This window comes from Aquitalea aquatilis (genome assembly GCF_005155025.1).
GTDB classification, from domain to species: domain Bacteria; phylum Pseudomonadota; class Gammaproteobacteria; order Burkholderiales; family Chromobacteriaceae; genus Aquitalea; species Aquitalea aquatilis.
The window spans coordinates 1,926,829-1,951,516 of record NZ_CP039731.1 but is presented as its reverse complement, the minus strand read 5'-3'; the positions used below and the strand labels follow the sequence as shown (position 1 = coordinate 1,951,516).

The 24,688-nt window shown below is 59.2% G+C and carries 25 protein-coding genes; 12 read left to right on the top strand and 13 right to left on the bottom strand.

Annotated features, from left to right (window positions below; translation table 11 throughout):
- Positions 1-84: 84 nt before the first annotated feature.
- Positions 85-1,701 carry a methyl-accepting chemotaxis protein gene (locus FAZ30_RS09120; protein WP_137009328.1) on the top strand — a complete coding sequence of 539 codons (1,617 nt, stop codon included), beginning with the start codon at positions 85-87 and terminating at the stop codon, positions 1,699-1,701.
- A gap of 114 nt (positions 1,702-1,815) precedes the next feature.
- Here FAZ30_RS09120 and FAZ30_RS09115 read toward each other — a convergent pair whose 3' ends face one another.
- Together FAZ30_RS09115 and FAZ30_RS09110 are read right to left on the bottom strand one after the other, a co-directional pair.
- Complete coding sequence (locus FAZ30_RS09115) at positions 1,816-2,175, bottom strand: hypothetical protein (RefSeq protein WP_124643157.1); 360 nt, start codon at positions 2,173-2,175, stop codon at positions 1,816-1,818.
- Positions 2,176-2,568: 393 nt separating this feature from the next.
- Complete coding sequence (locus tag FAZ30_RS09110) at positions 2,569-3,327, bottom strand: SDR family NAD(P)-dependent oxidoreductase (protein WP_137009327.1); 759 nt, start codon at positions 3,325-3,327, stop codon at positions 2,569-2,571.
- A 132-nt stretch (positions 3,328-3,459) separates the two neighbouring features.
- Here FAZ30_RS09110 and FAZ30_RS09105 point away from each other — a divergent pair, with 132 nt between their 5' ends.
- The 5 genes from FAZ30_RS09105 to FAZ30_RS09085 all read left to right on the top strand — a co-directional run bounded on the left by FAZ30_RS09105 (position 3,460) and on the right by FAZ30_RS09085 (position 8,614).
- Entirely contained in the window at positions 3,460-4,407 is a 948-nt protein-coding gene (locus FAZ30_RS09105) for a LysR family transcriptional regulator (protein WP_137009325.1), read from the top strand.
- Positions 4,408-4,438: 31 nt separating this feature from the next.
- Positions 4,439-5,773 carry a methyl-accepting chemotaxis protein gene (locus FAZ30_RS09100; protein WP_137009323.1) on the top strand — a complete coding sequence of 445 codons (1,335 nt, stop codon included), beginning with the start codon at positions 4,439-4,441 and terminating at the stop codon, positions 5,771-5,773.
- Between the two features lie 62 nt (positions 5,774-5,835).
- Entirely contained in the window at positions 5,836-6,636 is an 801-nt protein-coding gene (locus tag FAZ30_RS09095; protein ID WP_246043424.1) for a (Fe-S)-binding protein, read from the top strand.
- The gene (locus FAZ30_RS09090; RefSeq protein ID WP_137009321.1) at positions 6,633-8,051 is read left to right on the top strand and encodes a lactate utilization protein B; all 1,419 of its coding nucleotides are present in this window, start codon (positions 6,633-6,635) and stop codon (positions 8,049-8,051) included. The genes FAZ30_RS09095 and FAZ30_RS09090 overlap by 4 nt, the downstream gene beginning before the upstream one ends.
- Positions 8,048-8,614, top strand: a complete 567-nt coding sequence (locus tag FAZ30_RS09085) for a LutC/YkgG family protein (RefSeq protein ID WP_137009320.1) — start codon at positions 8,048-8,050, stop codon at positions 8,612-8,614. Before FAZ30_RS09090 ends, FAZ30_RS09085 begins: the two co-directional genes overlap by 4 nt.
- 141 nt (positions 8,615-8,755) lie before the next feature.
- Here the strand turns inward: FAZ30_RS09085 and FAZ30_RS09080 are convergent, their stop codons facing one another.
- From FAZ30_RS09080 to FAZ30_RS09035, 10 genes are all read right to left on the bottom strand, one after another.
- A complete protein-coding gene (locus tag FAZ30_RS09080) occupies positions 8,756-10,207 on the bottom strand; it encodes a DEAD/DEAH box helicase (protein WP_124643173.1) in 1,452 nt (483 codons plus the stop codon).
- Positions 10,208-10,328: 121 nt separating this feature from the next.
- Positions 10,329-11,249 (bottom strand): CobD/CbiB family protein, encoded by a 921-nt coding sequence (locus FAZ30_RS09075; protein ID WP_137009317.1) that lies wholly within the window; start codon positions 11,247-11,249, stop codon positions 10,329-10,331.
- Between the two features lie 111 nt (positions 11,250-11,360).
- A complete protein-coding gene (locus tag FAZ30_RS09070; protein ID WP_158613568.1) occupies positions 11,361-11,825 on the bottom strand; it encodes a flagella synthesis protein FlgN in 465 nt (154 codons plus the stop codon).
- A gap of 25 nt (positions 11,826-11,850) precedes the next feature.
- Complete coding sequence (flgM, locus tag FAZ30_RS09065) at positions 11,851-12,153, bottom strand: flagellar biosynthesis anti-sigma factor FlgM (RefSeq protein WP_137009315.1); 303 nt, start codon at positions 12,151-12,153, stop codon at positions 11,851-11,853.
- Positions 12,154-12,224: 71 nt separating this feature from the next.
- Positions 12,225-12,899, bottom strand: a complete 675-nt coding sequence (flgA, locus tag FAZ30_RS09060) for a flagellar basal body P-ring formation chaperone FlgA (protein ID WP_233578402.1) — start codon at positions 12,897-12,899, stop codon at positions 12,225-12,227.
- 140 nt (positions 12,900-13,039) lie between these two features.
- On the bottom strand, positions 13,040-14,449 hold the full coding sequence (gene thrC, locus FAZ30_RS09055) for a threonine synthase (RefSeq protein ID WP_124643315.1): 1,410 nt from the start codon (positions 14,447-14,449) through the stop codon (positions 13,040-13,042).
- 2 nt (positions 14,450-14,451) lie between these two features.
- A complete protein-coding gene (locus FAZ30_RS09050) occupies positions 14,452-14,874 on the bottom strand; it encodes a hypothetical protein (RefSeq protein WP_137009313.1) in 423 nt (140 codons plus the stop codon).
- 26 nt (positions 14,875-14,900) lie between these two features.
- The gene (locus tag FAZ30_RS09045; protein WP_124643183.1) at positions 14,901-15,248 is read right to left on the bottom strand and encodes a hypothetical protein; all 348 of its coding nucleotides are present in this window, start codon (positions 15,246-15,248) and stop codon (positions 14,901-14,903) included.
- 191 nt (positions 15,249-15,439) lie between these two features.
- A complete protein-coding gene (locus tag FAZ30_RS09040; RefSeq protein ID WP_124643185.1) occupies positions 15,440-16,750 on the bottom strand; it encodes a homoserine dehydrogenase in 1,311 nt (436 codons plus the stop codon).
- Between the two features lie 137 nt (positions 16,751-16,887).
- Entirely contained in the window at positions 16,888-18,117 is a 1,230-nt protein-coding gene (locus FAZ30_RS09035) for a pyridoxal phosphate-dependent aminotransferase (RefSeq protein ID WP_124643317.1), read from the bottom strand.
- Positions 18,118-18,364: 247 nt separating this feature from the next.
- Here FAZ30_RS09035 and FAZ30_RS09030 point away from each other — a divergent pair, with 247 nt between their 5' ends.
- Positions 18,365-18,733, top strand: coding sequence for an Mth938-like domain-containing protein (locus tag FAZ30_RS09030; protein WP_124643187.1), 369 nt, complete (start codon positions 18,365-18,367; stop codon positions 18,731-18,733).
- 75 nt (positions 18,734-18,808) lie between these two features.
- Here FAZ30_RS09030 and FAZ30_RS09025 read toward each other — a convergent pair whose 3' ends face one another.
- On the bottom strand, positions 18,809-19,168 hold the full coding sequence (locus tag FAZ30_RS09025) for a carboxymuconolactone decarboxylase family protein (RefSeq protein WP_124643189.1): 360 nt from the start codon (positions 19,166-19,168) through the stop codon (positions 18,809-18,811).
- Positions 19,169-19,301: 133 nt separating this feature from the next.
- Between FAZ30_RS09025 and FAZ30_RS09020 the strand changes: the two genes are divergently transcribed.
- The 5 genes from FAZ30_RS09020 to FAZ30_RS09000 all read left to right on the top strand — a co-directional run bounded on the left by FAZ30_RS09020 (position 19,302) and on the right by FAZ30_RS09000 (position 24,658).
- Positions 19,302-20,711, top strand: a complete 1,410-nt coding sequence (locus FAZ30_RS09020) for a sigma-54 interaction domain-containing protein (RefSeq protein WP_281279264.1) — start codon at positions 19,302-19,304, stop codon at positions 20,709-20,711.
- Positions 20,712-21,020: 309 nt separating this feature from the next.
- A complete protein-coding gene (locus tag FAZ30_RS09015) occupies positions 21,021-22,412 on the top strand; it encodes a GntP family permease (protein ID WP_124643194.1) in 1,392 nt (463 codons plus the stop codon).
- Positions 22,413-22,466: 54 nt separating this feature from the next.
- A complete protein-coding gene (locus tag FAZ30_RS09010; protein ID WP_124643196.1) occupies positions 22,467-23,243 on the top strand; it encodes a 3-hydroxybutyrate dehydrogenase in 777 nt (258 codons plus the stop codon).
- 18 nt (positions 23,244-23,261) lie between these two features.
- Positions 23,262-23,975: a CoA transferase subunit A gene (locus FAZ30_RS09005; protein WP_137009311.1), complete on the top strand. Its 714-nt coding sequence runs from the start codon at positions 23,262-23,264 to the stop codon at positions 23,973-23,975.
- Positions 23,976-23,977: 2 nt separating this feature from the next.
- A complete protein-coding gene (locus tag FAZ30_RS09000; protein ID WP_137009309.1) occupies positions 23,978-24,658 on the top strand; it encodes a 3-oxoacid CoA-transferase subunit B in 681 nt (226 codons plus the stop codon).
- Positions 24,659-24,688 lie beyond the last annotated feature (30 nt).

Sequence of the window (24,688 nt, the reverse complement as noted above, 5' to 3'; positions counted from 1 at the left end):
CCATTTTCTTCAATGCATCGCCGGGGCAGTGAGAACCACTACCAACAACGAAGTATTTAAAAAAACAAAGCAGGGAAATTTAAAATGACAGTCGCTCAGAGAATACTTCTACAAATCGGCCTGGCACTTGCTGCCATTTTAGTCATCAGCGGGTTCAGCATTTATACGCAAAACTCCCTGGCAGATACTGCTAGAAATTTTTCAAATAGCGACTATCCAAGCATTATAACGCTAGCCAAATTTGAAAAATCAGCACTACGTTTACGGCTATCGGTGACTCAATACTTGATATCCGAAAATCAAAATGAAAAAGATGCCACCAGAGATCTTTTTGAAAAAAGATATAAAATAGCGCAAGACTCCATTGCCGATTATGAAAAATTCATCAATAGCGATGAAGATCGCCGTGACTTTAATGATGATAAAGTAAAACTCAATAGCTATTACGAATCAGCCAAGCCATTATTTGCCGCCTTTGACCAAGGCAACTTAGCCCTGGCCAAAAAAATACGCGTCGAACAAGTCATTCCCAAAGCAGATGATTTGCTGAAAAATATTGAAAAGCATATTGAATATAACCAAAAATATGTCGCGGAAGAAGTCATTAAATCCGAAAAAGAAGCAGCTAATGCAAAAACAGTCACCCTCATCACACTGATACTGACTGTCATCATACTGGCAGCCAGTGGATACAGAACATTCAACGCCGTTACCAAACCGCTGAATGAACTAAAGAATGCCATGTCTGAAATTCAGGCCAGCCTGGATTTCACCAAAAAGGTTACGGTACATCATCCCCATGATGAAGTTGGCACTACGGCAACAGCATTCAATAAATTGATTGAAGGCATCAATGGCAGCCTGCGCCAGATCGCCACCACATGCAAACAAGTGACCGACTACACCGGCAAGCTAACCCTGGCTGCCAACCATGTTTCCCAAGCGGCCAGCCATCAAAATGAAGCGTCGGCCAGCATTGCAGCAACCATGGAAGAACTGACTGTCAGTATCAATCACGTTGGTACACGTGCGGGTACGACCAGCGAAAAAACGATCGAAGCCAATGCCTTGGCCGGTACCGGACAAGTGGTCATTGGCAAGACAGTACAAGATATTCGTTCAATTCATACCACCGTGAATCAGGCAACACAGCGCATCAATCAGCTGGAGCAGGAAAATAGCAAAGTGGCTGCTGCAGTTGGGAGTATCAAGGATATTGCCGAGCAAACCAATTTGCTGGCATTGAATGCAGCCATTGAGGCTGCCCGAGCCGGAGAACAGGGACGTGGTTTTGCCGTGGTGGCAGATGAAGTGCGTAAACTGGCGGAACGTACCACAACACTGACAAGTGAAATAGATAGCGTCATTCGCAGTATTACCGAGACCTCAAGACAAAGTGCAGTTGCTATGGCGGATACGCAGAAACTGGTAGATGCAGGTGTCCATGGCGCAGATGATGCCTTGCAGTCCATTGAGCAGATCGGCCATGCCTCATCAAATGCCAAAGAATTGGTAACAGAAATTACAGAAGCCATTCGTGAGCAAGCCACTGCCAGTACCACCATTGCCGTTCAGGTGGAACAAATTGCACAGATGGCAGAACGATCAAGCGACGCCGCAAAAGAAACCGCGACCACAGCAGACAAATTGGATCAGGCAGTTGCATCCATGACGGAGGCCGTACACCGCTACCGGCTTTAAACCAGCAATATCATTTAAAAAAGCCCGCACAATGCGGGCTTTTTGACTGACCATGATCAAACTGATGTAGTTGCACGGAAAGCATGATGACACCGCCTTTGCATAATGGGCTACTCAGGCCAGATTACCTTTCAACATTTGGCGGTAATATTCAAGATAAACCGCATACAGATGATTCAAAACATTGGCCCCACGGCGGCCAGACTTTGCCATACAGGCCTGCTTGGCAGCGGTCAGTTCTCTTATTTCGTAAGGCATCAGCACGATTTCATCCCGTGACTGATAAACCGAATAAACCGATTTCAGATTTTCGATCACGTGCTGAATCAACCTGGCTTCCGGTGTATGAACATTGACATACAGCACGTGAAATGCCTTGAGCAGAGCAATCATCTGGACGATTTTTTCTTCGTCCGCCTTTCCGGAGCAAAGATCCGCACAGCAATTAGTCAAATTTTGTTTGATATTTATCATGATGCGACACTGACCTTGACTGACTATTGCCGAATAACAAGCTGCACTCACCGGCCAGAATGGAGCCGGCAGGTAACTTCAAACTCATTCAAAGTGTCAAAAAATTAATCGATTAACAAAACAAATACCATACGACTAAAGTATTTATCTTCAAATAAAAACAAATAATCTGAGCAGCAAAAGTACTTAAGCGACCCTGCTGACTACGGTGACACATCGACAAGCACAATCGCTTGCTGAAAACTCACAACCCAAGCATATCACTTCAATCTGCCTTGCCAAGTGTGCGCGGCAAATGAAAAGAGCTGCAAGATGCAGCTCTTTATCTGTATTGAATATTGACTATTATTGCTCATGCAATTGTATTGGCAATGTTTGAAACTGTCACTCTTTTCACAGAAACATACCACCAGAAGCCTCGATACGCTGCGCATTGACCCAGCCGGCCTCATCCGACAACAGCAAAGCCATTACCGCACCAATATCATCTGGCAGGCCGACTCGTCCCAGCGCCGTCTGGCTGGCAATAAACTGGTTAAGCTGGTCATTATCACGCACAGCCCCGCCGCCAAAGTCGGTTTCAATCGCACCGGGGGCCAGTACATTCACCGCAATACCACGTGGGCCCAATTCCTTGGCCAGATAGTGGCTAAGTACCTCAACCGCGCCCTTCATGGCGGCATAGGCCGCATAGCCGGGCAAAGCAAACCGCGTCAGGCCGGTGGAAACATTCAGGATACGGCCACCATCAGCCAATAGCGGCAGTAGTGCCTGGGTGAGGAAGAACACACCCTTGAACTGGATATTGAGCAACTGATCGAACTGGGCTTCCGTGGTTTCGGCAAAACCGGCATGGATGCCAATACCGGCATTGTTGAGCAGGTAATCAAACTGTGACCGCTGCCAGCGCTGCTGTAACAGCTGGCGAAACTGTTCGGCAAATGCCGGAAAACTGCTGCTGAGTGCCACATCCAGCTGCATGGCAGCGGCCTGGCCACCGGCAGCGGTAATCTGCGCCACCACCGCCTCGGCCGCAGCCTGATTCATTTGGTAGGTCAGCACCACGGCCACACCACGGGCGGCCAGCTTGCGGGCTGCATTCTGGCCCAGACCACGGCTGCCACCGGTGACAAGGGCAATTTTCTGTTGCATGTGAAGCTCCTGATGAAAGGGCAGAAGCAGGGTGCATCTGCAGGATTGCAGTGTATTGTTTTGTTTTATGGTGATAAACATGCCATCTGCGATCATACTGTTCGTAATTTCCAGACAATAGAGTGCCATGCCATGGATCAGCTACAAGCCATGCGTATTTACCTGCGCGTGGCCGAGATGGGCAGTTTCACCCGGGCCGCAACACAGCTGTCCTTGCCCAAGGCCAGCGTTTCCACTGCCATCCAGCAACTGGAAAACAGCCTGGGCGCACGCCTGCTACACCGCACGACGCGGCAGGTCAGCATGACGCCGGACGGGCAGATGTATTACCAGCGCTGCAAGGACTTGCTGGATGAAGTGGAGGAGCTGCAGGCGCTGTTTGCCAGCACACCGACACGCTTGTCCGGCCGCTTGCGCGTGGATCTGCCGATTGCCATTGCCCGCCACACCGTGCTGCCCCACTTGCCAGACTTCCTGCACAGGCATCCGCAACTGGAAATCGAGCTGAGCAGCACCGACCGGCTGGTCGATCTGGTCAGCGAAGGTTTCGACTGCGTGCTGCGCGTGGGCCAGTTGCGCGACTCCAACCTGATTGCCCGCCATCTGGGCTGGCAGCGCCAGATCAATTGCGCCAGCCCGGACTATCTGGCGCGTCATGGCACACCGCACAGCCTGGACGATCTGGCCGACCACCGCTTGATCCATTACCAAAGCGTACTGGGTGGACGGCGCGGTGGTTTCGAATATCAGGACAGCACCGGCAGCCTGCGCCAGCACAGCATGCCGGGCGCACTGACGGTGAATAATTCTGATGCCTACCATGCCGCCTGCCTGGCTGGAATGGGGATCATCCAGGCACCGCAGGCTGGCGTGACAGCCCAGCTGGCCACGGGGCAGCTGGTGGAAATCCTGCCAAACTGGCAGGCACCGCCGATGCCGGTCTCCCTGCTGTATGCCAACCGCCGCCAGTTACCGCAGCGCTGCCGGGTGTTCATGCAATGGCTGAGCGAGCTGCTACAACCTTGCCTGCATAGCAATAGCGGCGACGCCACTGTCAGAGCAGACGCCAATCCGCTATAACGATTAAAAGCAGGACGATAACGGGGAAAACATGTTCGATCGCAAACTGAAACAAGAAATAGCCGATCTCAAGCAAGGGCTCTATGCCGGGCAGCAATTGAGCAAGGCACTTGACCGCTCCATGGCCGTGATCCGCTTCAATCCGGACGGTAGAATCATCGAAGCCAACCAGAATTTTCTCTCCGTCATGGGCTATCACAGCCAGGCAGAGCTACAGGGCAAAAAACACAGCCAGCTGTGTGACAGCGCCTATGCCGCCAGCAGCGATTACCAGCGTTTCTGGGACAGACTGCGCCGTGGCGAGTTTTATCAGGGAAGGGTGAAACGTTGCGCTGCGGATGGTCGCACTATCTGGCTGGAAGCCACTTACAACCCGCTACTGGATGAGCAAGGCCAGGTCGTCAGCATCGTCAAGTTTGCCACCGACATCACTGCCGCGGTCAATGCCGCCGCTCGCAACGACGCCATCCTGCAAGCCATCAACCGCGCCATGGCGGTGATCGAATTTACCCCGGACGGGCAGATCATCAGTGCCAACGACAATTTCCTGCAGGCCACCGGCTATACCCGTGACAGCCTGATCGGCAAGCAGCACCGCCTGCTGTGCCCGGCGGAATTCGCCGCCAGCCAGGCATACGAAGCGCTATGGCAGCGCCTGCGCAACGGTCAGCACTACAGCGGCCGCATCCAGCGACTAACCCGCGATGGCCGCACCGTGTGGCTGGAGGCCAACTACAATCCGGTGCTGGATGAAAGCGGACAGGTGCTCAGCGTCATCAAGTTCGCCACCGACATCAGCCAGCAGGTAGAACAACAGGTCATGGAACGGGACTCGGCGCTGCTGGCTTATAGCTCCTCGAAAGAGACGCAGGAACTGGCCAATGCCGGCGTATTCGACATCGAGCAAAGCATCGAAGGCATCATGACCATGGCGACCGACATCGAACGCGGCAGCCAGCAAGTGCAGCAGCTGGGTGATCGCTCGCAACAGATTGGCTCCATCGTTCAGACCATCAAGGAAATTGCTGACCAGACCAATCTGCTGGCACTCAATGCCGCCATCGAGGCCGCACGTGCCGGTGAAATGGGGCGTGGCTTTGCCGTGGTCGCCGACGAAGTGCGCAAACTGGCCGAGCGCACCAGCTCCTCCACCGGGGAAATCAGCAGCATGGTGCAGGATATCCAGGGACGCACCGATACGGCGGTGGCCAGCATGCAAAGCCTGCTGCAACAGGCCAATGGCAGCGTGGAGTTATCGCAGCGCGTGGGGCAGACCATTGCGCAGATCAATCACCAGGCCAAGGGCGTGGTGCAGGTGATCAGCCGTTTTGCCGAGATGAAAAACCAGAACGATCAGGCGAACTGAGCACGGCGGGAGCAGGCTCAAGGGTAATTCCGCATTGGCAAAGCGGGGGAAATGGGGATTAAATGCAGCCAGTCCCCTGCTCCAGCCTGTCGGAGGCCCCGCGCACCATGAAAATCGGCCTGTTCATTCCCTGTTTCATCAACGAACTTTTCCCTCATGTGGCCATGGCCACGCTCGAGCTGCTGGAAAGCCTGGGCTGCGAGGTGGAATTTCCGCTGCAACAGTCCTGCTGTGGCCAGCCGCTGGCCAATAACGGTGACAGCAAGGGGGCCTGTGATGCCGCCCGACGCTTTACCGGCGTATTCCAGCAATACGACTATGTGGTCGCCCCTTCTGGCAGCTGCGTCTCGCACGTCACCCACCACTACGACTGGTATATCGCGGAAGACCCGGCCTATCAGCAGCTCAAGCCCAAGGTCTACGAGATCATCGAATTCCTGCAGGACGTACTCAAGCTGGAAAAATTGCCCAAGCCGGTCTACTTCCCGCACAAGGTATCCATTCACCAAAGCTGCCACGGCCTGCGCGAGCTGCACCACGCCAGCCCGTCCGAACTGATGATTCCCTACCAGTCGCGGCTGGAAAACATCCTCAAGCTGGTGGATGGCGTGGACGTACTGCTGCCCGAACGCCGCGACGAATGCTGTGGCTTTGGCGGCACCTTCTGCGTGGACGAACCGGAGCTGTCCACCGCCATGGGCGAGGATCGCATTGCCCAGCATGAGGCCACCGGCGCGGAATACATCGTCGGTGCCGACCCCTCCTGTCTGATGCACATGGGCGGCATCATCCGCCATCAGGGCAAGCAGATTCGCCCGCTGCACATCGTGGAAATTCTCACTGGCCGGGGGGCAGGCGCATGAAGGACGACAGCGTAAAACACCCGCAGGCAGCGGCAGAATTCCTCAAAGACCGTGCCCAGGCCAAGTGGCACGACAGCGCCATCTGGTGGGTACGGCAAAAGCGCGATGCCCAGGCCAAACAGCTGCCGGAATGGGAAGAACTGCGCCGGCTGGCACGCGAAATCAAGGCCCATACCCTGTCGCAACTGGACGATTACCTGGCACAGTTTGAAGCCAATGCGCAAAAAAATGGCGTCACCGTCCACTGGGCAGCCGATGCCGACGAGCACAACCGCATCGTGCACGGCATTCTGGCGGCGCGGCAGGTGAAGAAGCTGGTCAAGTCCAAGTCCATGCTCACCGAAGAGTGCGGGCTGAACCCCTATCTGGAGCAGCGCGGCATCGAGGTGGTGGATACCGACTTGGGCGAGCGCATCGTGCAATTACGCCACGAAGCCCCCAGCCATATCGTGATGCCGGCCATCCACCTGAAGAAAGAGCAGATTTCCGAACTCTTCCACAAGGAGCTGGGCACCGAAGCCGGCAATAACGACCCCACCTATCTCACCCACGCGGCACGCGCCAATCTGCGTGAGCATTTCCTGACTGCCGATGCCGGCCTGACCGGGGTGAATTTTGCCATCGCTGAAACCGGTGGCGTGGTGGTATGCACCAACGAAGGCAATGCCGACCTTGGCACCAGCCTGCCGCCGATTCACATTGCCAGCATGGGTCTGGAAAAAATTATCCCCAAGCTGGAGCACCTGGGGGTATTCACCCGCCTGCTGGCCCGCTCGGCCATTGGTTCGCCGGTGACGACATATACTTCGCACTTTCACCAGGCCCGCCCTGGTGGCGAGATGCACATCGTCATCGTCGACAATGGCCGCAGCGACATCCTGGGCAATGAAGACTTCTACCAGAGCCTGCGCTGCATCCGTTGCGGCGCCTGCATGAATACCTGCCCGGTTTACCGGCGCAGCAGCGGCTTCAGCTACAGCTACATCATTCCCGGCCCCATCGGCTCTACCCTGGGCCCCAGCCGCGACATGAAAAAACACGGCAGCATGGCCTTTGCCTGCAGTACCTGCGGCTCCTGCTCCAATGTCTGCCCGGTCAAGATCAATCTGCACGAGCAGCTGGTGCTGCATCGCAAGAAAGCCTTCGACCAGAACCTGCTGCCCACCGGCAAGAAAATGGGCCTGCTGGCCATGCGTTTTCTGACCCAGCATCCGGCCCTGTTCGATCTGGGCGGCAAGGTGATGCGCAAGGTGGTGCCCATCATCCCGGAAAGCCTCACCCGCCACAGCGCCTGGAGCCGCGCAGGCCGTGATCTGCCACCGATGCCGGCCCAAAGCTTCAAGGAACAGTACCAGCAGCGCAGCCAGAACAAAAAAGATAAACAGGACAAGAAGGACAAGGAGGAGCAGCAATGAGCACGCGTGACAGCATACTGGCCCGTATCCGCCAGAACCGCCCGCAAGCCACGGCATTGCCGGACATCCATGCCGTGCCCTTCATTCGTTACGACAACCCGTTCGAGGCGTTTGCCACGCTGATTCGCAATCTGGGTGGCGATGCCGTCCAGTTAGCAGCGGGCCAGAGCGTGGCCGACATCGTCGCCAGTCGCTGGCCGGATGCCGGGCGCACGGTGGATCTGACGCTGCCGGAGCACGAAGAAGTCAGCGATCCGCATGCCTGGCACGATGTCGATGTCGCCATCGTCCCCGGTCAGCTGGCGGTGGCAGAAAACGCCACCGTGTGGGTCAGCCACCCGGACAACCACTTCCGCTCCATCTATTTCCTGACCCAGAAGCTGGTACTGGTGGTGCCACGTGACGCCATGGTAGACACCATGCGCGATGCCTATGCCCGTATCGACATGGCGGAGCACGGCTTTGGTGCCTTCATTTCCGGCTCATCCCGCACCGCCGATATCGAACAAAGCCTGGTAATGGGTGCCCATGGTGCCATGGCCGCACTGGTGATTTTTGTCTGATTTGTACGCACGGAGCATTGCTTCCTTGGGGCCCCTGCGGGGGCCATTTTTCTGCCCGCCATTTCTACCCACCCTTTCCATCAGACATGAAAAAACCGCCGGTCTGGCGACGGGCGGTTTCGGGCTGGCAGCGGCAAATACTCAGCGGTTGGCTTCCACCTTGTAACGCGGCGGCAGCAGCAGTGCCGGTACTTCGCGCTGCGCCTTGCGGCTACGGCGGCTACCGGCGGTCGGATTGATGGTTTTCAGGCCCTCGCCCGACTTGCCCACCATCAGGGCAGATGCCGGCAAGGACATCGGATCACGCTGCGATTCGCGCGGGGCAGAACGCACCGGACTCGTACGCCCTTCACGACCTCCTTCACGCCCCCCGTCTCGGCCATAGTCACGACCACCCTCACCACGGGAAGACTCGCGACGCGGTGCCGATTCTTCACGTGGGGCAGCTGCACCCGGCTGGAAGCCTTCCACCACCTGCGGCGTCAGTGTCTGGCGGGTCAGCTTTTCAATGGCCTCATGCTGGCGGGTTTCCGCCGGGCTCATCAGCGAAATGGCGATACCGCTGGCACCGGCACGGCCAGTACGACCGATACGGTGTACATAGTCTTCCGGCGAATTGGGCAGCTCGTAATTCACCACGAACGGCAGCTCGGTAATATCCAGGCCACGGGCCGCCACATCGGTGGCCACCAGCACGCGCAGGCTGCCTTCCTTGAAGGAGGACAGGATTTCCAGGCGCGAAGCCTGTGCCTTGTCGCCATGAATGGCTTCCGCCACCAGGCCATCGCGCTTGAGATCACGCGCCAGTTGGTCGGCACTGATCTTGGTCTTGCAGAACACAATGACCTGGCTCATGTCGCGAGTCTTGATCAGATGGCTCAGCAGATGGCGCTTGCGGCCGGCATCCACCGAATACACCAGCTGTTCCACCTGCTCGTTGGTGGCGTTCTGACGGGCCACTTCAACCGTCTGCGGATCTTTCATGAAGTCCGCAGCCAGGCGCTTGATTTCTGTGGCAAAGGTAGCCGAGAACAGCAGGGTCTGCCGTTCCTTGGGCAACATGCTCATAATCTTGCGGATGTCCTGGATGAAGCCCATGTCCAGCATGCGGTCGGCTTCATCCAGCACCAGCACTTCCACCTTGTTCAGCTGGATGGTTTTTTGCTGGATATGGTCGAGCAGGCGGCCCGGCGTGGCGATGACGATTTCCATGCCACGGCGCAATTCGGCGGTTTGCGGGTCCATATTCATGCCGCCAAACACCGTGGTGGCACGCAGCGGCAAATACTTGGTATAGGTCTTGACGTTGACGCCGATCTGGTCAGCCAGTTCGCGCGTGGGCGACAGCACCAGCGCGCGCACCGGATGCATGGCAGGCGATACGCTGGTATTGGCGAATTTCTTCATCCGCTCCAGGATGGGCAGCATGAAAGCGGCAGTCTTGCCGGTACCGGTTTGTGCAGCCGCCAACAGATCGCGACCAGACAGAACCAGCGGAATGGCCTTGGCCTGGATGGGGGTAGGCTCGGTATAGCCTTGTTCTTCAATGGCACGAAGAATCTCGGGCGACAGCCCGAGTTCGGAAAACAGCATGTGTGTGCTCCTGCAATTCGGTTGGGTGATGGCGGCGCAGTGGGCGACGCATCCCCTTGTTCATGAACATGGCCGTGCTGAAATGGCAACGCCGCCCATCACGGGCGGCGATTAGCAGGCATCAGGCCATGTGATTGGCAACGCTGAGCAACAGGACGACAAACAACCATAACAGGGCCGAGCGCCACACCAGTCCGACGGCACTTTTCAGGAAGCCGGGATCCGCCTCGTCGCCCAGGCCCAGTTCAGGCCGGAACTTGATGGTGTAATCCTGTCGGAGCGGATCGCCCAGTTTGACGCCCAGCGCGCCGGCCGCCGAGGCCAGCAGAATGCCGTTAGCGTAATTACCCCAGGTTTTTGCCTGCGAGCGCCAGCAGTAAACCGCGTCTTCAAAATCGCCCATTACGGCGAAGCTGGCTGCAGTCAGACGCACCGGCAACCAGTCAAGCCAAGCAGCAGCACTGCCGGCAAATCGGCCAAAGCGGTCTTCCTCAGCCTGACGACCACCCCATTTCTGGCCCAGCATGCTGCACAGACGGTACAGCAAGGCACCGGACGGCCCCGGCAACAGTACGAACCAGAACATGGTGCCGAACACGTGACGATAGCTGTCTACCACGCCCTGCTCGATGGCCAGCCGTGAAATCTCACCCACCGACAATTCGGCTGCCGGCAAACCGGTCCAGCGCGACAATGCGGTGCGCGCATCCAGATCACGCCCCTCGGCCAAGGCCAGGGATATCTCGGAAAAAGCGCTGGAAAAGTGACGGAAGCCCATGGTGAGGTAAAGCACCAGCACGTTCCACAGAATGGCAAACAGCGGGTTGGCAGCATACAAGGCGTAGTACACCAGCAGGCTCAGCAACACCGGCGGCAGGATGGCCAGCATCCACGCAAACACGCCATGCCGGTTGGCACCGGCATTCAGGTTGCGTTCCAGGTGATTGGCATAACGGGTAAACACATGCCAGACGCGGTTACGGTTGCCCAGTGGGCGCAGCTGTTCAAGTGCCAGCGCAAATATCAGGGAAATCAGGGTCATCAGATTTTTGGATGGTGGTTTGCTCAGGCCTAGCGGCGAAGATACCACATAAGGGACAGATGCGCCCACCACATCGCAGCGACAGGCGGGAGAAACAGCGAGAAAACGGACTCAGGCCGAACCAAGAAAGCGCCGGCCACCTACCGGTTGCGGCTGCTGGCCGCCACGGTCATAGCTGAGCGTGGCAGCAGCGGCCTGGCGCAGTACCGTCAGCGATTCTTCGACCTGCCCCAATTGCTGCTCGATAAAGCTGCCATTGAGCTGGTTGATGCCCTGGGCACGGTGAATCTGGTCTTCCAGTGCCAGCCAGGCCTGGCGCTCGGCCGGCTTGTCAGCCAGCCAGATATACACGGTATCGCTATCAGACAGGCCCAGCGTCTTCATCAACTGGCCGCGCTGCTGCGACTGTCTGGCGAGTTCGTCCAGCACCTGGCTCTTGCTGTCGGCCAAGGCCTCCAGAAGATGCACCTGGCCGGCGATCATCACCTGCTGCTCCTGCTGCAGCAGCTCAACCAGGCGCAGTACATGGGCGGTTTCAGCCTGGCACAGTTCGGCAAAGCCTTGTTGTTGATTCATGGCAGCGTCAACCATTTTGCCGGGCTTACTGGTTCAGCAATTCTTTGGTGGAAGCGATCAGGCTGTCGGCGATCTTGCCGGGGTCGACCGAAAAGCTGCCAGCAGCAATGGCGCTCTTGATGGCATCCACTTTGGCAGCATCGAACGACGGCGCGGCGTCACCAGCCTGGGTTGCCAGTGCGCTGATACGGCTGGCCAGCGGATTGATTTCCACGCTATCGGTCGGGGCCGAGCCGGCAGCAGTCGCTTGCGTGCCGGCATCGCGCTTGGCCAGCTTGCTCTGGCTGGCATAGGCACCAACCGCACTGCCCGAGTTGTCGATTTTCATGGTGGGACCTTCCAAACTAACTAGGGGTTTGATCTATTATCGGCTGAAAAAGCAATCTCTTGAAACTTTATTCAGTATGTCAGACTGACCGTGCCATCGGGCTGTACCATTCCACGCACCATCCTGCCGCTGCTGAGGCGGACCGACACAGCTTCGCCGATGGCCGCATTGCCATTGGCCGTACCTTCGGACAAAACACTGAAACCGTCGCCGCCGGCCGATACCTTGACCGGCTGCCCGGTGCGTACCGCATAGGGTGCATGCACCATGAAATTGCGTAGCCAGCTGCCCGCCGGCGCCCCGCTGCGCATGCTCTGGCCCACAGCCAGAGCCAGTTCGTTCAGCACATTGCGCGCCATCCCCGGGTTGGCAATTTCCACCAGCTTCACATCCCCCTCCTGCAGCACCTCTCCGGCGGCCACGGAACGGGTCAGGACCACGCCCAGCTGCTTTTCATTGACGGCGACCGGCAGCCGTATGCTCCAGCCACTGTCAGGGCAGACAATCACCAGGCTGGTATTGCCACTGGTCTGCGCGGTATTGGACCAATCCACCTTGGGGCTGGAACATGCAGGCAGCACCAGCCGGCGATCCAGCCGCCCCAGCTTGTAGCTGGCTTGGCGATGGCTGACTTCCTGCTGCATGAAGCGGTCGGCCAGTTTTTCCAGTGCCACCATATCCTGGTTGGCCGCAGCGCACACCATGCCGGACAGCAGCATGCTCAGAAACAGATAAGGGAATTTCATCCTGCCATTGTATCCAGTCCGGTTGCCCATGCGTATCGGCGTAAGCTGACTGCCATCAGAGTGGCAAAGCCGGCAACAGTTGCAAGCTGCAATGAAAAACAGGCTCCTGACGGAGCCTGTCTGGCTGACACGGGCAGACTTCAGCCGGCCAGGGTCTGTTCGACAAAGGCCTTGACCCGTGCGGCGTCGGCGTCGAACACCACCACTTTTTGCGGCAGGTCTTCCAGACCATCAAAACCAGCCGGACGCGGCGGATCGCGGTCCAGCGCTTCGCGGATGGTATCGGCAAACTTGGCCGGCAGCGCCGTTTCCAGGCAGACCACGGTTTCACCCGGCAGGCGCAGTTCGCGCGCCACCTTGATACCGTCGGCGGTATGGGTATCCACCACCACGCCATCGCTGGCATCCACGGCACGAATGGTGGCCAGGCGGTCGGCATGGCTGCTCTTGCCGGAAACAAAACCAAACTTTTGCGCAGCATCGCCCAGCTTGGCCGACAGATCAAAACCCTTGCCAGCGTCCACATCCGCCCACAATGCCTTCACGGCGGCACCATCACGGCCGACCAGATCGAACACGAAGCGTTCGAAGTTGGAGGCTTTGGAGATGTCCATGGACGGGCTGGAGGTGACATAAGTATTGGCCGTGCCACGCGGACGGTAAGCACCGGTGCGGAAGAATTCGTCCAGCACGTCGTTTTCATTGGTGGCCACGATCAGGCGCTGCACCGGCAGGCCCATCTGGCGGGCAATATGGCCGGCGCAGACATTGCCGAAGTTGCCTGACGGCACGCAGAAGCTGACCTGTTCGTCGTTGCTGCTGGTGGCGTTGAAATAGCCCTTGAAGTAATACACCACCTGCGCCACTACACGCGCCCAGTTGATGGAATTGACGGTGCCGATCTGGTATTTGGCCTTGAAGGCGTGGTCATTCTGCACCGCCTTCACGATGTCCTGACAGTCGTCGAACATGCCCTTGATGGCGATATTGTGGATGTTGGCATCCTGCAGGCTGAACATTTGTGCGCGCTGGAAGGCGCTCATCAGGCCATCCGGGCTCAACATGAAGACATTGATACCCTTTTTGCCGCGCATGGCGTATTCGGCAGCGCTGCCGGTGTCACCGGAAGTGGCACCCAGAATATTCAGCGATTGGCCCTTCTTGGCCAGCACATATTCAAAGAGGTTGCCCAGCAGCTGCATGGCCATGTCCTTGAAGGCCAGCGTCGGGCCATTGGACAGTTCCAGAATCACCAGGCCATCGGACAGGCGCTTCACCGGGGTGATGTCCTCGCTGCCAAAGACGGCCGCAGTATAGGTGCGGCTGACGATGTCCTTGAGGTCGGCCTCGGGGATGTCGGTGGCGAACAGGCGGATGATTTCGAAGGCCAGCTCGGCATAAGACAGGCCGCGCCAGGCATCCAGCTGGCTGCGGCTGATTTGCGGGTAGCTTTCCGGCAGCGCCAAGCCACCATCCGGTGCCAGGCCCATGAGCAGGATGTCGCTGAAACTTTGCGGCTGCATGCCGCCACGTGTGCTGAGGTACTTCATGATCAGTTGGTCAACCTGTCCAGACATTGAAAACTGGCCTTGACGATCTTTTTCTTGATCTCGGGTGAAAAGGCCTTGAAGGTATTGCTGCCACTCTCGGTCTTGCTGCCAGACATGCTGTTGGCCACGGCTTCGCTCAGGTCATCGATGGTCAGCGCCTGCATGGCCTTGTCGGCGGCACCACTACAGTAGCTGCTGCGGTTTTGCTGGGTAATGGCATGACCAAGCTGCTGTTCCAGCTGCTTGAGCTTTGCACTGTCATTGGCAAAGCTGGTCATGCAGCCCTTGCTGATCAGCTGGCTGAAATTCTGGACATAGGGTGCCATGCTGGGATCGTCCGCCAGACTGCCGCTGGTGGTATCAGCCCAGGCAGACAGTGGCAACAACAGCAACGACAGCAGCAAGCGTTTGGGGAAGGTAGCCATGATGTGTTCCATTGGGTAGCTGAGTCTCAGTCGGCGCTACTTGCATCCAGATGACGGCTACAGGCAGCAGAGGCTTCCACCAGCCGTTTCTTGCCGCGCGGATCGTCCTTGCGGATCTGTCCGGTCAGCACGCCCATCACCTCTTCCGAGGTGAAGGTGTTGGCCAGATGCTCGCTGGCGCACTGGCAATATTTCTGGACCTGGGCGTCGGAGTGCTCGGCCACCCCGTCAGATGCCGGGGTGCGCTTGATACAGCCGCGCATCAGGAAGCCCTGCAGCAGATTATGCTGGCCGGGCGTCAGCGGCGTGGCATACAACGCCGATGCAGTCAGGGCACAGGCCATGCCTACGCCGTTTATCCAGAGTCTTGCCATTGCCACCATCCAGTTGCCACCCCGTCGGCGATGACGGGGCGAATGCCTTAGAACCTGTTCACGCTCTGCGATACTCGGGTGATCCAGTGTTGAAAAGTCGTTCAAAATGCTCATGGACTCCCTGTCCATTCCGCTTTTTCACGCCCTTTCGCCTTGGCTGACCCTTCGTTCGCTAGAACGTGAACACGTTCTTAGTCGTTGAGTTCTTCCATGCGCAGGCGCACTACCTTGCCCGCTACGCTTTCCAGTGCCTCGATGGCGGCGATGGCGGCGTTGATGGCCCCTTCCTGCACCCGGTGGGTGAGGATGACCACTTCGGCATTGCCTTCGCTGGCCGAGCCCTTCTGGATCAGCGCTTCGATGGAGATGTCGTTTTCTGCCAGCAGGCCGGTGATATTGGCCAGCACACCGGCGCGGTCGGCAGCGCCGATACGCAGGTAGTAAGAGCTATATACCTCGTCGATCGGCAGGATACGCAGGTCTTTCAGTTGATCCGGCTGGAAGGCCAGATGCGGCACGCGATGCTCCGGGTCTGCGGTCAGCAGGCGGGTCACATCGACAATGTCCGCCACCACGGCCGAGGCGGTCGGCAGCGCGCCGGCACCCGCGCCGTAATGCAGGGTCTGGCCGACGGCATCGCCCTTGGCCAGCACGGCATTCATCACGCCGTTGACGTTGGCGATCAGCTGGCTTTCCGGAATCAGCGTCGGATGCACGCGCAGTTCCACGCCGGCATCGGTGCGGCGGGTAAAGCCCAGCAGCTTGACGCGGTAGCCCAGTTCTTCAGCGTACTTGATGTCCACGCCGTCCAGCTTGCTGATGCCTTCCAGGTAACAGCTATCGAACTGCATGGGGATGCCAAAGGCCAGCGCGGCCATGATGGTGAGCTTGTGGCCGGCATCGTGACCTTCGATATCGAAGGTGGGATCGGCTTCGGCATAACCCAGGCGTTGCGCCTCGGCCAGCACATCGGCAAAGCTGGCACCCTTCTCGCGCATTTCGGTCAGGATGAAGTTGGAAGTACCGTTGATGATGCCGGCGATCCATTCGATACGGTTGGCCGACAGGCCCTCACGCAGCGCCTTGATGATGGGGATGCCACCAGCCACGGCAGCCTCGAAGGCCACCATCACGCCCTGTTCCTGGGCACGGGCAAAGATTTCATTGCCATGCACCGCCAGCAGCTTCTTGTTGGCCGTCACCACATGCTTGCCATTGGCGATGGCCTTGAGCACCAGCTCCTTGGCCACGGTGTCGCCACCGATCAGCTCGACCACGATGTCGACTTCCGGATCGTTGACCACGGCAAAGGCATCGGCCACCAACTTGACATCATCGCCCACCAGCTGGCGTGCCAGCTCCAGATTGCGGCGCGAGGCAATGGTCAGACGGATTTCGCGGCCAGCGCGGCGGGCGATTTCCTCGGCATTGCGCTTGAGTACGGTGGCGACACCGCCACCGACAGTCCCCACGCCCATCAGGCCAATATTGATTGGTTTCATTACCATCTCCATGTCTGTCTCTAGTGTTTTGTCCCGGGCCGACGGCCTCTTGGCAAGGCGGCCATACCGGCTTGCCAAGAGGTCTTCACGCGGATGACACAGCCGGCGGGCTGTTGCGCCGCCGGCTGCATGGAGCATCAGGCCGTGCCGTGACGCTGGCGGTAACGCGCCAGGAAACGGGCGATGCGACCTATCGCTTCGATCAGGTCATCCGAGTTAGGAAGGAATACCACGCGGAAGTGATCCGGCGCAATCCAGTTAAACCCGCTGCCCTGCACCAGCAACACTTTTTCTTCCTGCAGCAGTTCCAGAATGAATTGCTGGTCGTCGCTGATCGGGTAAATCTTGGGGTCCAGCCGCGGGAACAGATACAAGGCCCCCTGCGGCTTGACGCAAGTCACCCCGGGAATGTCGGTGAGCAGCTTGTGCGCCAGATCGCGCTGGCGGGCCAGGCGGCCGCTGGGTGCCACCAGATCATCAATGCTCTGGTAACCGCCCAGTGCAGTCTGGATGGCAAACTGCGCCGGTACATTGGCACACAGCCGCATCGAGGCCAGCATGTTCAGGCCTTCGATATAGTCGCGCGCGTGTTTTTTCTCGCCACACAGAATCATCCAGCCGGCGCGATAGCCACAGGCGCGGTAGTTCTTGGACAGACCATTGAAGGTGACCACCAGCAGGTCTGGTGCCAGCGAGGCGATGGAGGTGTGTTTGACTTCGTCGTACAGCACCTTGTCGTAGATTTCGTCGGCGTAGATGATCAGCTGATGCTGGCGCGCCAGATCGACAATCTGCTGCAACAGTGCCGGCGGATACACGGCACCGGTGGGGTTGTTGGGGTTGATCACCACGATGGCGCGGGTATTGGGGGTGATCTTGGCGCGGATGTCGTCGATATCGGGGAACCAGCCCTGCTCTTCGTCGCAGACATAGTGCAGCGCCTTGCCACCGGCCAGGCTGACGGCAGCGGTCCACAGCGGATAGTCCGGTGCGGGCACCAGCACTTCGTCGCCATTATCCAGCAGCGCCTGCATGGCCATCACGATCAGCTCGGACACGCCATTGCCGATGATGATGTCGTCCATGCTGACATTGGGCAGCTGTTTTTCCTGCGCGTAATGCATGATGGATTTACGCGCGGCAAACAGGCCCTTGGAATCGGAATAACCGGAGGCGGACGGCAGGTTGACGATGACGTCTTCGATGATTTCATCCGGCGCAAAAAAACCGAATGGCGCAGGATTGCCGATATTCAGCTTGATGATGCGATGGCCTTCGTCTTCCATCTTCTTGGCATGCTCAAGCACCGGGCCACGGATGTCGTAGCAAACATTGGCGAGCTTCTGCGATTTGTGTACTGGCTGCATGGTGGCCTGTTTTTCCGTCACGGGCCGCGCCCCGGACACTGCGGCGGTCTTGCGGCGGCGCGGTTTGTTGTCTTTCATTAGAGTCCCTTGTCTGTCCCGGCCATTGGCGACACCGTCTGGCAACAGCAGGTCAGGGTATAATCCTATCCCAAACCGTGCTGCACTGCATTACGGAGTGCGCGCTTGCGCTGCCGTGCTGCAACACCCGACGCCAGCACCACCATTACCCTTGCAGGAAAGCGAGCCCATGAAAATGCATCAGGCCCTGGGACAGGGCAGAAACCTGTTTACCGGCTATGGCGAAGGCCATGTGCTGATCAATGCCGAACGTCACGATGGCAACCTGATCGTGACGCCGGACAGCGTACAGGCCTGGGGTGTGGATGACTTTTCCAGCCTGGCAGAGTCACATTTCAACATGCTGCTGGATTTGCAACCTGAGCTGGTGCTGTTCGGTTCCGGCGCCAGCCTGCGCTTTTTCCACCCGCGCCTGATGGCCGCGCTGGTCAACGCCGGCATCGGTGTGGACGTGATGGATACCCAGGCGGCCTGCCGCACCTTCAACATCCTGATGGCGGAAGACCGCCGCGTGGTGGCCGCCATTCTGGCGATTTGACACAACAAGGCCGCCATGACAAAGCCCCGCATCAGGCGGGGCTTGGCTATTGGGGCATGGGCTTGCGCTGCCAGGTCAGGCGGCCGCCGGTTTCTCGCCGCCAAACTCTTCAAAAGCCTGCAGCGCCTCGGCCGCGGTCATCAGCGACGGGCCGCCGCCCATGTACACCGCCACTTGCAGCATTTCCATGAATTCGGCGCGGCTGCAGCCCAGCTCCACCAGCGCCTTGCTGTGGAAGGCCAGACAGCCCTGACAACGGTTGGCGATGCCGATGGCCAGCGCGATCAGCTCCTTGGTCTTGTTGGACAGCGCGCCATCGGCATGGGCGGCGCGGCTCATCTGGCCGAAGCCTTTCATGGTTTCGGGTATTTCACGGCGGAATTCCGCCAGCTTGCTGCCCAGATCGCGGGCCAATGCGGTGTAGTCATGACTCATGGAATGCTCCTCGGCGTTTTTGCATGATTTATATTATATATTTTCATATAATATTGCAAGCATGCCAAGCTGCTTGGCGATGCGCCCAAGCTGCGTGGTAATCTGCCTCATCCACGTCGCCCAAGGACAGACCGTGCCCCACTCCGCTACCGAACTGGCAGATTATGATCACGTCCGGCAATGGGCGATGCAGTCGCTGTTCCAGCATATGGATGATATTTACCAGGGAACGGTGATCGTGGATGAGCAGGCCCGCATCATCTGGATCAATGCCCGCTATGCCGGGCGTTTTGGCTTTGCCGACCCGCAGAGCACGCTGGGCCAGCCGGTGGAAAGCGTCATTCCCAATAGCCAGATGCGCGAAGTGCTGCGCACCGGCGAACCCATGCTGCTGGACATCATGCCCACCGGCGGCGACCAGCTGGTGGTCACCCGCCTCCCCTTGAAAGATGCCACCGGGCGTACCGTTGGCGCGGTCGGCTTTGCCCTGTTCGACAAGATCCAGTCGCTGGCACCGCTGGTGGCCAAATTCACCCGTTTGGCCGAGGAGCTGGCCGCCACCCGTGAATCGCTGGCCCAGGCACGCCGCGCCAAATACAGCTTCGAACATTTTGTCGGCGACAGCCCGCTGATCAGCGAGGTCAAGCGCCAGGCGCGGCTGGCAGCACCGCTGGAAGGTGCAGTGCTGCTGCTGGGTGAAACCGGCACCGGCAAGGAAGTGCTGGCCCATGCCATTCACGCCGCCTCGCCACGGGCAGGCAAGCCGCTGGTCAGCCTGAACATGGCGGCCATTCCCGATACCCTGCTGGAAGCCGAGCTGTTCGGTGCCAGCGCCGGTGCCTATACCGGGGCAGACAAGAAAGGCCGCAGCGGCAAGCTGCAACTGGCTGATGGCGGCACGCTGTTTCTGGATGAAATCGGCGACATGCCGGCCGCACTGCAAGCCAAGCTGCTGCGGGTATTGCAGGACAAGGAATTCGAACAGCTGGGCTCCAACCGCGTGCTGCGGGCGGATATCCGCATCATTGCCGCCACCTCGGCCCGGCTGGAAGAAAAGGTGGCAGCCGGCAGCTTCCGCGCCGACCTCTACTACCGGCTGAATGTGCTGACCATCCAGCTGCCGCCGCTGCGTGCCCATCTGCAGGATTTGCCTGCGCTGTGCGAATCGCTGCTGCTGCAACTGGCGCAGCGCGGCCACATGGGGCGCTGCCAGTTGACGCTGGCAGCCATGCAGCGGCTGGCTGCCTATCACTGGCCGGGCAATGTGCGTGAGCTGCGCAATATTCTGGAGCGGGCCAGCATGCTCAGCCAGGGCGGCATGCTGGACGAAGCCGACATCAACAGCCTGCTGGGCCCCATGCCTGCCGCGCAGCAGGATGGTGGCGATTACCAGCAGCAGATGGCGCGCTTCGAGGCGCAACTGCTACGCCAAGCGCTGGCCGCCGCCGCCGGCCATGTGCCAACCGCCGCCCGCCAGCTGGGCATGGGCCGCGCCACCCTATACAAGAAGCTGGCCGCGCTGGGCATCCGCACCCTGCCCTAGCCGCCAGCACAAGCCCAGTCAGCGGCAGGACATCCGGCCTCGTCTCGAAACAGAGACAGCGTCTACCAAGCGAGACGGGCCGCGCTCCCCCCGCCACTAGCGGCCCTGCCACTGTCCTAAGCCGCCATAGCGTCTCCAAACAGAGACAGCAAGCCCTCACCGCCAGCACAATTCACAGCAAGCTATTGATTTAATTGAATATCCAATTCAGGCACGCTTCCTGCTGTTATCCCGTTCAGGGACAGGGCCATGCGCCAGGTCCACACAAGGGCCCCGCAGTGGGCCACACAACAATAGAGGAGATGCACCATGAGTTTTATCGTGGTTTTACTGGCACTGTTCTTCCTGATGCTGGCGGCCTATCGCGGCTACAGCGTCATTCTGATGGCACCACTGGCGGCATTGGGCGCCGTCCTGCTAACCGAACCCTCTGCCGTGGCACCTGCCTTCAGCGGGCTGTTCATGGACAAGATGGTGGGCTTCGTCAAACTGTACTTTCCGGTATTCCTGCTGGGTTCGGTGTTCGGCAAGCTGGTGGAGCTGTCCGGCTTTTCCAAGTCGATTGTTGCTGCCGTCATCCGCTTTATCGGCGAGAAACGCGCCATCGCCGTCATCGTAGCGGTATGCGCGCTGCTGACTTACGGCGGGGTTTCGCTATTCGTAGTGGTATTCGCCGTCTATCCCTTTGCCGCCGAGATGTTCCGCCAGAGCAATATTCCCAAGCGGCTGATTCCCGGCACGGTGGCACTGGGGGCCTTCTCCTTCACCATGGATTCGCTGCCGGGTACGCCGCAGATCCAGAACATCATCCCCACCACTTTTTTCAAGACCACGGCCTGGGCGGCCCCGGTACTGGGTGTGGTTGGCGCGCTGTTCATCACCCTCGTCGGGCTGGCTTATCTGGAATGGCGCCGTCGCAGCCTGATGGCCAAGGGCGAAGGCTATGGCACCGATTTGCACAACGAGCCGGAACACATCGACACCAGCAACCTGCCCTCGCCCTGGCTGGCCATGGCCCCCTTGCTGTTGATCGGCATCAGCAACTTTGCCTTCACCCGCTGGATTCCCGCCTGGTATGGGGTCAGCCATGAGCTGAAACTGGCCGGCATGAGTAAACCAGTCACCACGCAGATCTCCACCGTCACCGCCATCTGGTCGGTAGAAGCCGCCCTGCTGCTGGGCATTGCCTTCGTTGCCCTCAGCGCCTGGCCGGCCATCCGCGAGAAATTTGCCGAGGGCAGCAAGGGTGCCATCGCCGGAGCCATGCTGGCGGCGATGAACACCGCCTCGGAATACGGTTTTGGCGCGGTGATTGCCGCCCTGCCTGGCTTCATGGTGATTGCGCATGCCTTGCAGAACATTCCCAATCCGCTGGTCAATGCCGCCGTCACGGTCAGCACCCTGGCCGGGGTGACCGGTTCGGCTTCCGGCGGCATGAGCATCGCGCTGGCCGCCATGGGCGAACAGTTCATCAGCGCCTGCCAGGCGGCCGGCATTCCGCTGGAAGTGCTGCACCGCGTAGTGGCCATGGCCAGTGGCGGCATGGACACCCTGCCGCATAACGGCGCGGTGATCACCCTGCTGGCAGTCACCGGCCTCACCCACCGCGAGGCTTACCGCGACATCTTCGCGGTCACCCTGATCAAGACGCTGGCGGTGTTCTTCGTCATCAGCGTGTTCTACCTCACCGGCCTCGTTTAATTCTCTATAGCGTTCAGGCTCTGCCAGCCGGCGGGGCCTGACAGGATATCCATCATGACTTCACTGGCAGGAAAAACCGCGCTGGTCACCGGCTCCACCAGCGGCATCGGCCTGGGCATTGCCCAAGCACTGGCCGAAGCCGGGGCCAATATCGTGCTCAACGGCTTTGGCGATGTGGCAGCCGCCCTGGCACAGATACAGGCACTGGGCGTGCAGGCCTGGCATCATCCGGCAGATTTGTCCGACCCGGCCCAGATTGACGCGCTGTGCGATTTCGCCACTGCAGAGTGCGGCGGTGTGGACATTCTGGTCAACAACGCCGGCATCCAGCATGTGGCCCGGATAGAAGACTTTCCCCCGGCGCAATGGGACAAGGTGCTGGCCATCAATCTGAGTGCGGTGTTCCACACCACCCGTCTGCTGCTGCCGGCCATGCGCGAGCGCGGCTGGGGCCGCATCATCAATATCGCCTCCACCCACGGCCTGGTGGCCTCCAGCGGCAAATCCGCCTATGTGGCAGCCAAACACGGCGTGCTGGGCCTCACCAAAACCGTGGCGCTGGAAACCGCCCACAGCCCCGTCACCTGCAATGCCATTTGTCCGGGCTGGGTGCTCACCCCGCTGGTGGCACAGCAGATTGCCGACCGCGCCGCGCAGCAGGGCAGCAGCCCGCAACAGGCCCAGCAAGCGCTGCTGGCCGAGAAGCAACCCTCCGGCCAGTTTGTCACGCCGCAGCAGCTGGGTGCGCTGGCGGTGTTCCTGTGCAGCCCGGCGGCCGATGAAGTACGCGGTGCTGCCTGGGCCATGGACGGCGGCTGGACTGCCCAGTAAAGCAAGCAAGGAAAACCAATGAACAAGCTTTACCCGGATGCGGCCAGCGCCCTGGCCGACATCGTGGCCGATGGCCAGACCATTGCCGTGGGCGGCTTCGGCCTGTGCGGCATTCCCGAAGCGCTGATCGCCGCACTGCGCGACAGCGGCGTGTGCAATCTCACCGCCATTTCCAATAATGCCGGCGTGGACGGCTTTGGCCTGGGCCAGCTGCTCAACACCCGACAGATTCGCAAGATGATTGCTTCCTACGTGGGGGAGAACAAGGAATTCGAACGCCAGTACCTGAATGGCGAGCTGGAGCTGGAATTCACCCCGCAAGGCACGCTGGCGGAAAAACTGCGCGCTGGCGGCAGCGGCATTCCCGCCTTCTTCACCCGCACCGGCTACGGCACGCTGGTGGCGGAAGGCAAAGAGGTTCGCAACTTCAATGGCCAGCCGCATATCCTGGAACAGGCCCTCTGCGCTGATGTGGCGCTGGTCAAGGCCTGGAAGGCCGACCGCGCCGGTAACCTGATCTATCGCCGTACCGCCCGCAATTTCAATCCCAATGTCGCCATGGCCGGGCGCATCACCGTGGCCGAAGTGGAAGAAATCGTGGAAAACGGCATGCTGGACCCGGATGCCATCCACACCCCCGGTATCTTTGTGCAGCGACTGGTGCTGAACCCCCATCCCGAAAAACGCATCGAGCAGCGCACCGTGCGCGCTGCCAGTCTGGCGGAGGCTTGAACATGGCCTGGACCCGAGAACAAATGGCCGCCCGTGCGGCACAGGAATTGCAGGACGGCTTTTATGTGAACCTGGGCATTGGCCTGCCGACGCTGGTGGCCAACCATGTGCCAGCCGGCATGGAAGTGTGGCTGCAATCAGAAAACGGCCTGCTGGGCATCGGCCCGTTTCCGACGGCAGAGCAAGTGGACGCCGACCTGATCAACGCCGGCAAGCAGACCATCACCACCCTGCCCGGTTCGGCCATCTTCAGCTCGGCCGACTCCTTCGGCATGATCCGTGGCGGCAAGATCAAACTGGCCATTCTGGGTGCCATGCAGGTCAGCCAGAGTGGCGATCTGGCCAACTGGATGATTCCGGGCAAGATGGTCAAGGGCATGGGCGGGGCGATGGATCTGGTGGCCGGCGTGGGGCGGGTGGTGGTGCTGATGGAGCACACCGCCAAGAAAAAGGATGGCAGCGAGGAAGCCAAACTACTGGAGCGCTGCACCCTGCCCTTGACCGGTGTCGGCGTGGTCAGCCTGATCATTACCGATCTGGGCGTAATCCGGGTGGAGGTCGACGGCCTGCATCTGCAGGAGCTGGCACCGGGCGTCAGCCTGCATGACATCAGCTCGCGCACCGCCGCGCCGCTGCATGTGCCGGCAACGCTTCAGCCCAGGGGAAGCGCCATCGCCGGCTAACACCATGGCTATTGCATGAAAAAAGCACGC

Coding starts and splice junctions, on each gene's coding strand:
- FAZ30_RS09120 (WP_137009328.1), top strand. CDS start 85: ATGACAGTCGCTCAGAGAATACTTCTACAAATCGGCCTGGCACTTGCT.
- FAZ30_RS09115 (WP_124643157.1), bottom strand. CDS start 2,175: ATGATAAATATCAAACAAAATTTGACTAATTGCTGTGCGGATCTTTGC.
- FAZ30_RS09110 (WP_137009327.1), bottom strand. CDS start 3,327: ATGCAACAGAAAATTGCCCTTGTCACCGGTGGCAGCCGTGGTCTGGGC.
- FAZ30_RS09105 (WP_137009325.1), top strand. CDS start 3,460: ATGGATCAGCTACAAGCCATGCGTATTTACCTGCGCGTGGCCGAGATG.
- FAZ30_RS09100 (WP_137009323.1), top strand. CDS start 4,439: ATGTTCGATCGCAAACTGAAACAAGAAATAGCCGATCTCAAGCAAGGG.
- FAZ30_RS09095 (WP_246043424.1), top strand. CDS start 5,836: ATGCAGCCAGTCCCCTGCTCCAGCCTGTCGGAGGCCCCGCGCACCATG.
- FAZ30_RS09090 (WP_137009321.1), top strand. CDS start 6,633: ATGAAGGACGACAGCGTAAAACACCCGCAGGCAGCGGCAGAATTCCTC.
- FAZ30_RS09085 (WP_137009320.1), top strand. CDS start 8,048: ATGAGCACGCGTGACAGCATACTGGCCCGTATCCGCCAGAACCGCCCG.
- FAZ30_RS09080 (WP_124643173.1), bottom strand. CDS start 10,207: ATGCTGTTTTCCGAACTCGGGCTGTCGCCCGAGATTCTTCGTGCCATT.
- FAZ30_RS09075 (WP_137009317.1), bottom strand. CDS start 11,249: ATGACCCTGATTTCCCTGATATTTGCGCTGGCACTTGAACAGCTGCGC.
- FAZ30_RS09070 (WP_158613568.1), bottom strand. CDS start 11,825: ATGAATCAACAACAAGGCTTTGCCGAACTGTGCCAGGCTGAAACCGCC.
- flgM (WP_137009315.1), bottom strand. CDS start 12,153: ATGAAAATCGACAACTCGGGCAGTGCGGTTGGTGCCTATGCCAGCCAG.
- flgA (WP_233578402.1), bottom strand. CDS start 12,899: ATGAAATTCCCTTATCTGTTTCTGAGCATGCTGCTGTCCGGCATGGTG.
- thrC (WP_124643315.1), bottom strand. CDS start 14,449: ATGAAGTACCTCAGCACACGTGGCGGCATGCAGCCGCAAAGTTTCAGC.
- FAZ30_RS09050 (WP_137009313.1), bottom strand. CDS start 14,874: ATGGCTACCTTCCCCAAACGCTTGCTGCTGTCGTTGCTGTTGTTGCCA.
- FAZ30_RS09045 (WP_124643183.1), bottom strand. CDS start 15,248: ATGGCAAGACTCTGGATAAACGGCGTAGGCATGGCCTGTGCCCTGACT.
- FAZ30_RS09040 (WP_124643185.1), bottom strand. CDS start 16,750: ATGAAACCAATCAATATTGGCCTGATGGGCGTGGGGACTGTCGGTGGC.
- FAZ30_RS09035 (WP_124643317.1), bottom strand. CDS start 18,117: ATGCAGCCAGTACACAAATCGCAGAAGCTCGCCAATGTTTGCTACGAC.
- FAZ30_RS09030 (WP_124643187.1), top strand. CDS start 18,365: ATGAAAATGCATCAGGCCCTGGGACAGGGCAGAAACCTGTTTACCGGC.
- FAZ30_RS09025 (WP_124643189.1), bottom strand. CDS start 19,168: ATGAGTCATGACTACACCGCATTGGCCCGCGATCTGGGCAGCAAGCTG.
- FAZ30_RS09015 (WP_124643194.1), top strand. CDS start 21,021: ATGAGTTTTATCGTGGTTTTACTGGCACTGTTCTTCCTGATGCTGGCG.
- FAZ30_RS09010 (WP_124643196.1), top strand. CDS start 22,467: ATGACTTCACTGGCAGGAAAAACCGCGCTGGTCACCGGCTCCACCAGC.
- FAZ30_RS09005 (WP_137009311.1), top strand. CDS start 23,262: ATGAACAAGCTTTACCCGGATGCGGCCAGCGCCCTGGCCGACATCGTG.
- FAZ30_RS09000 (WP_137009309.1), top strand. CDS start 23,978: ATGGCCTGGACCCGAGAACAAATGGCCGCCCGTGCGGCACAGGAATTG.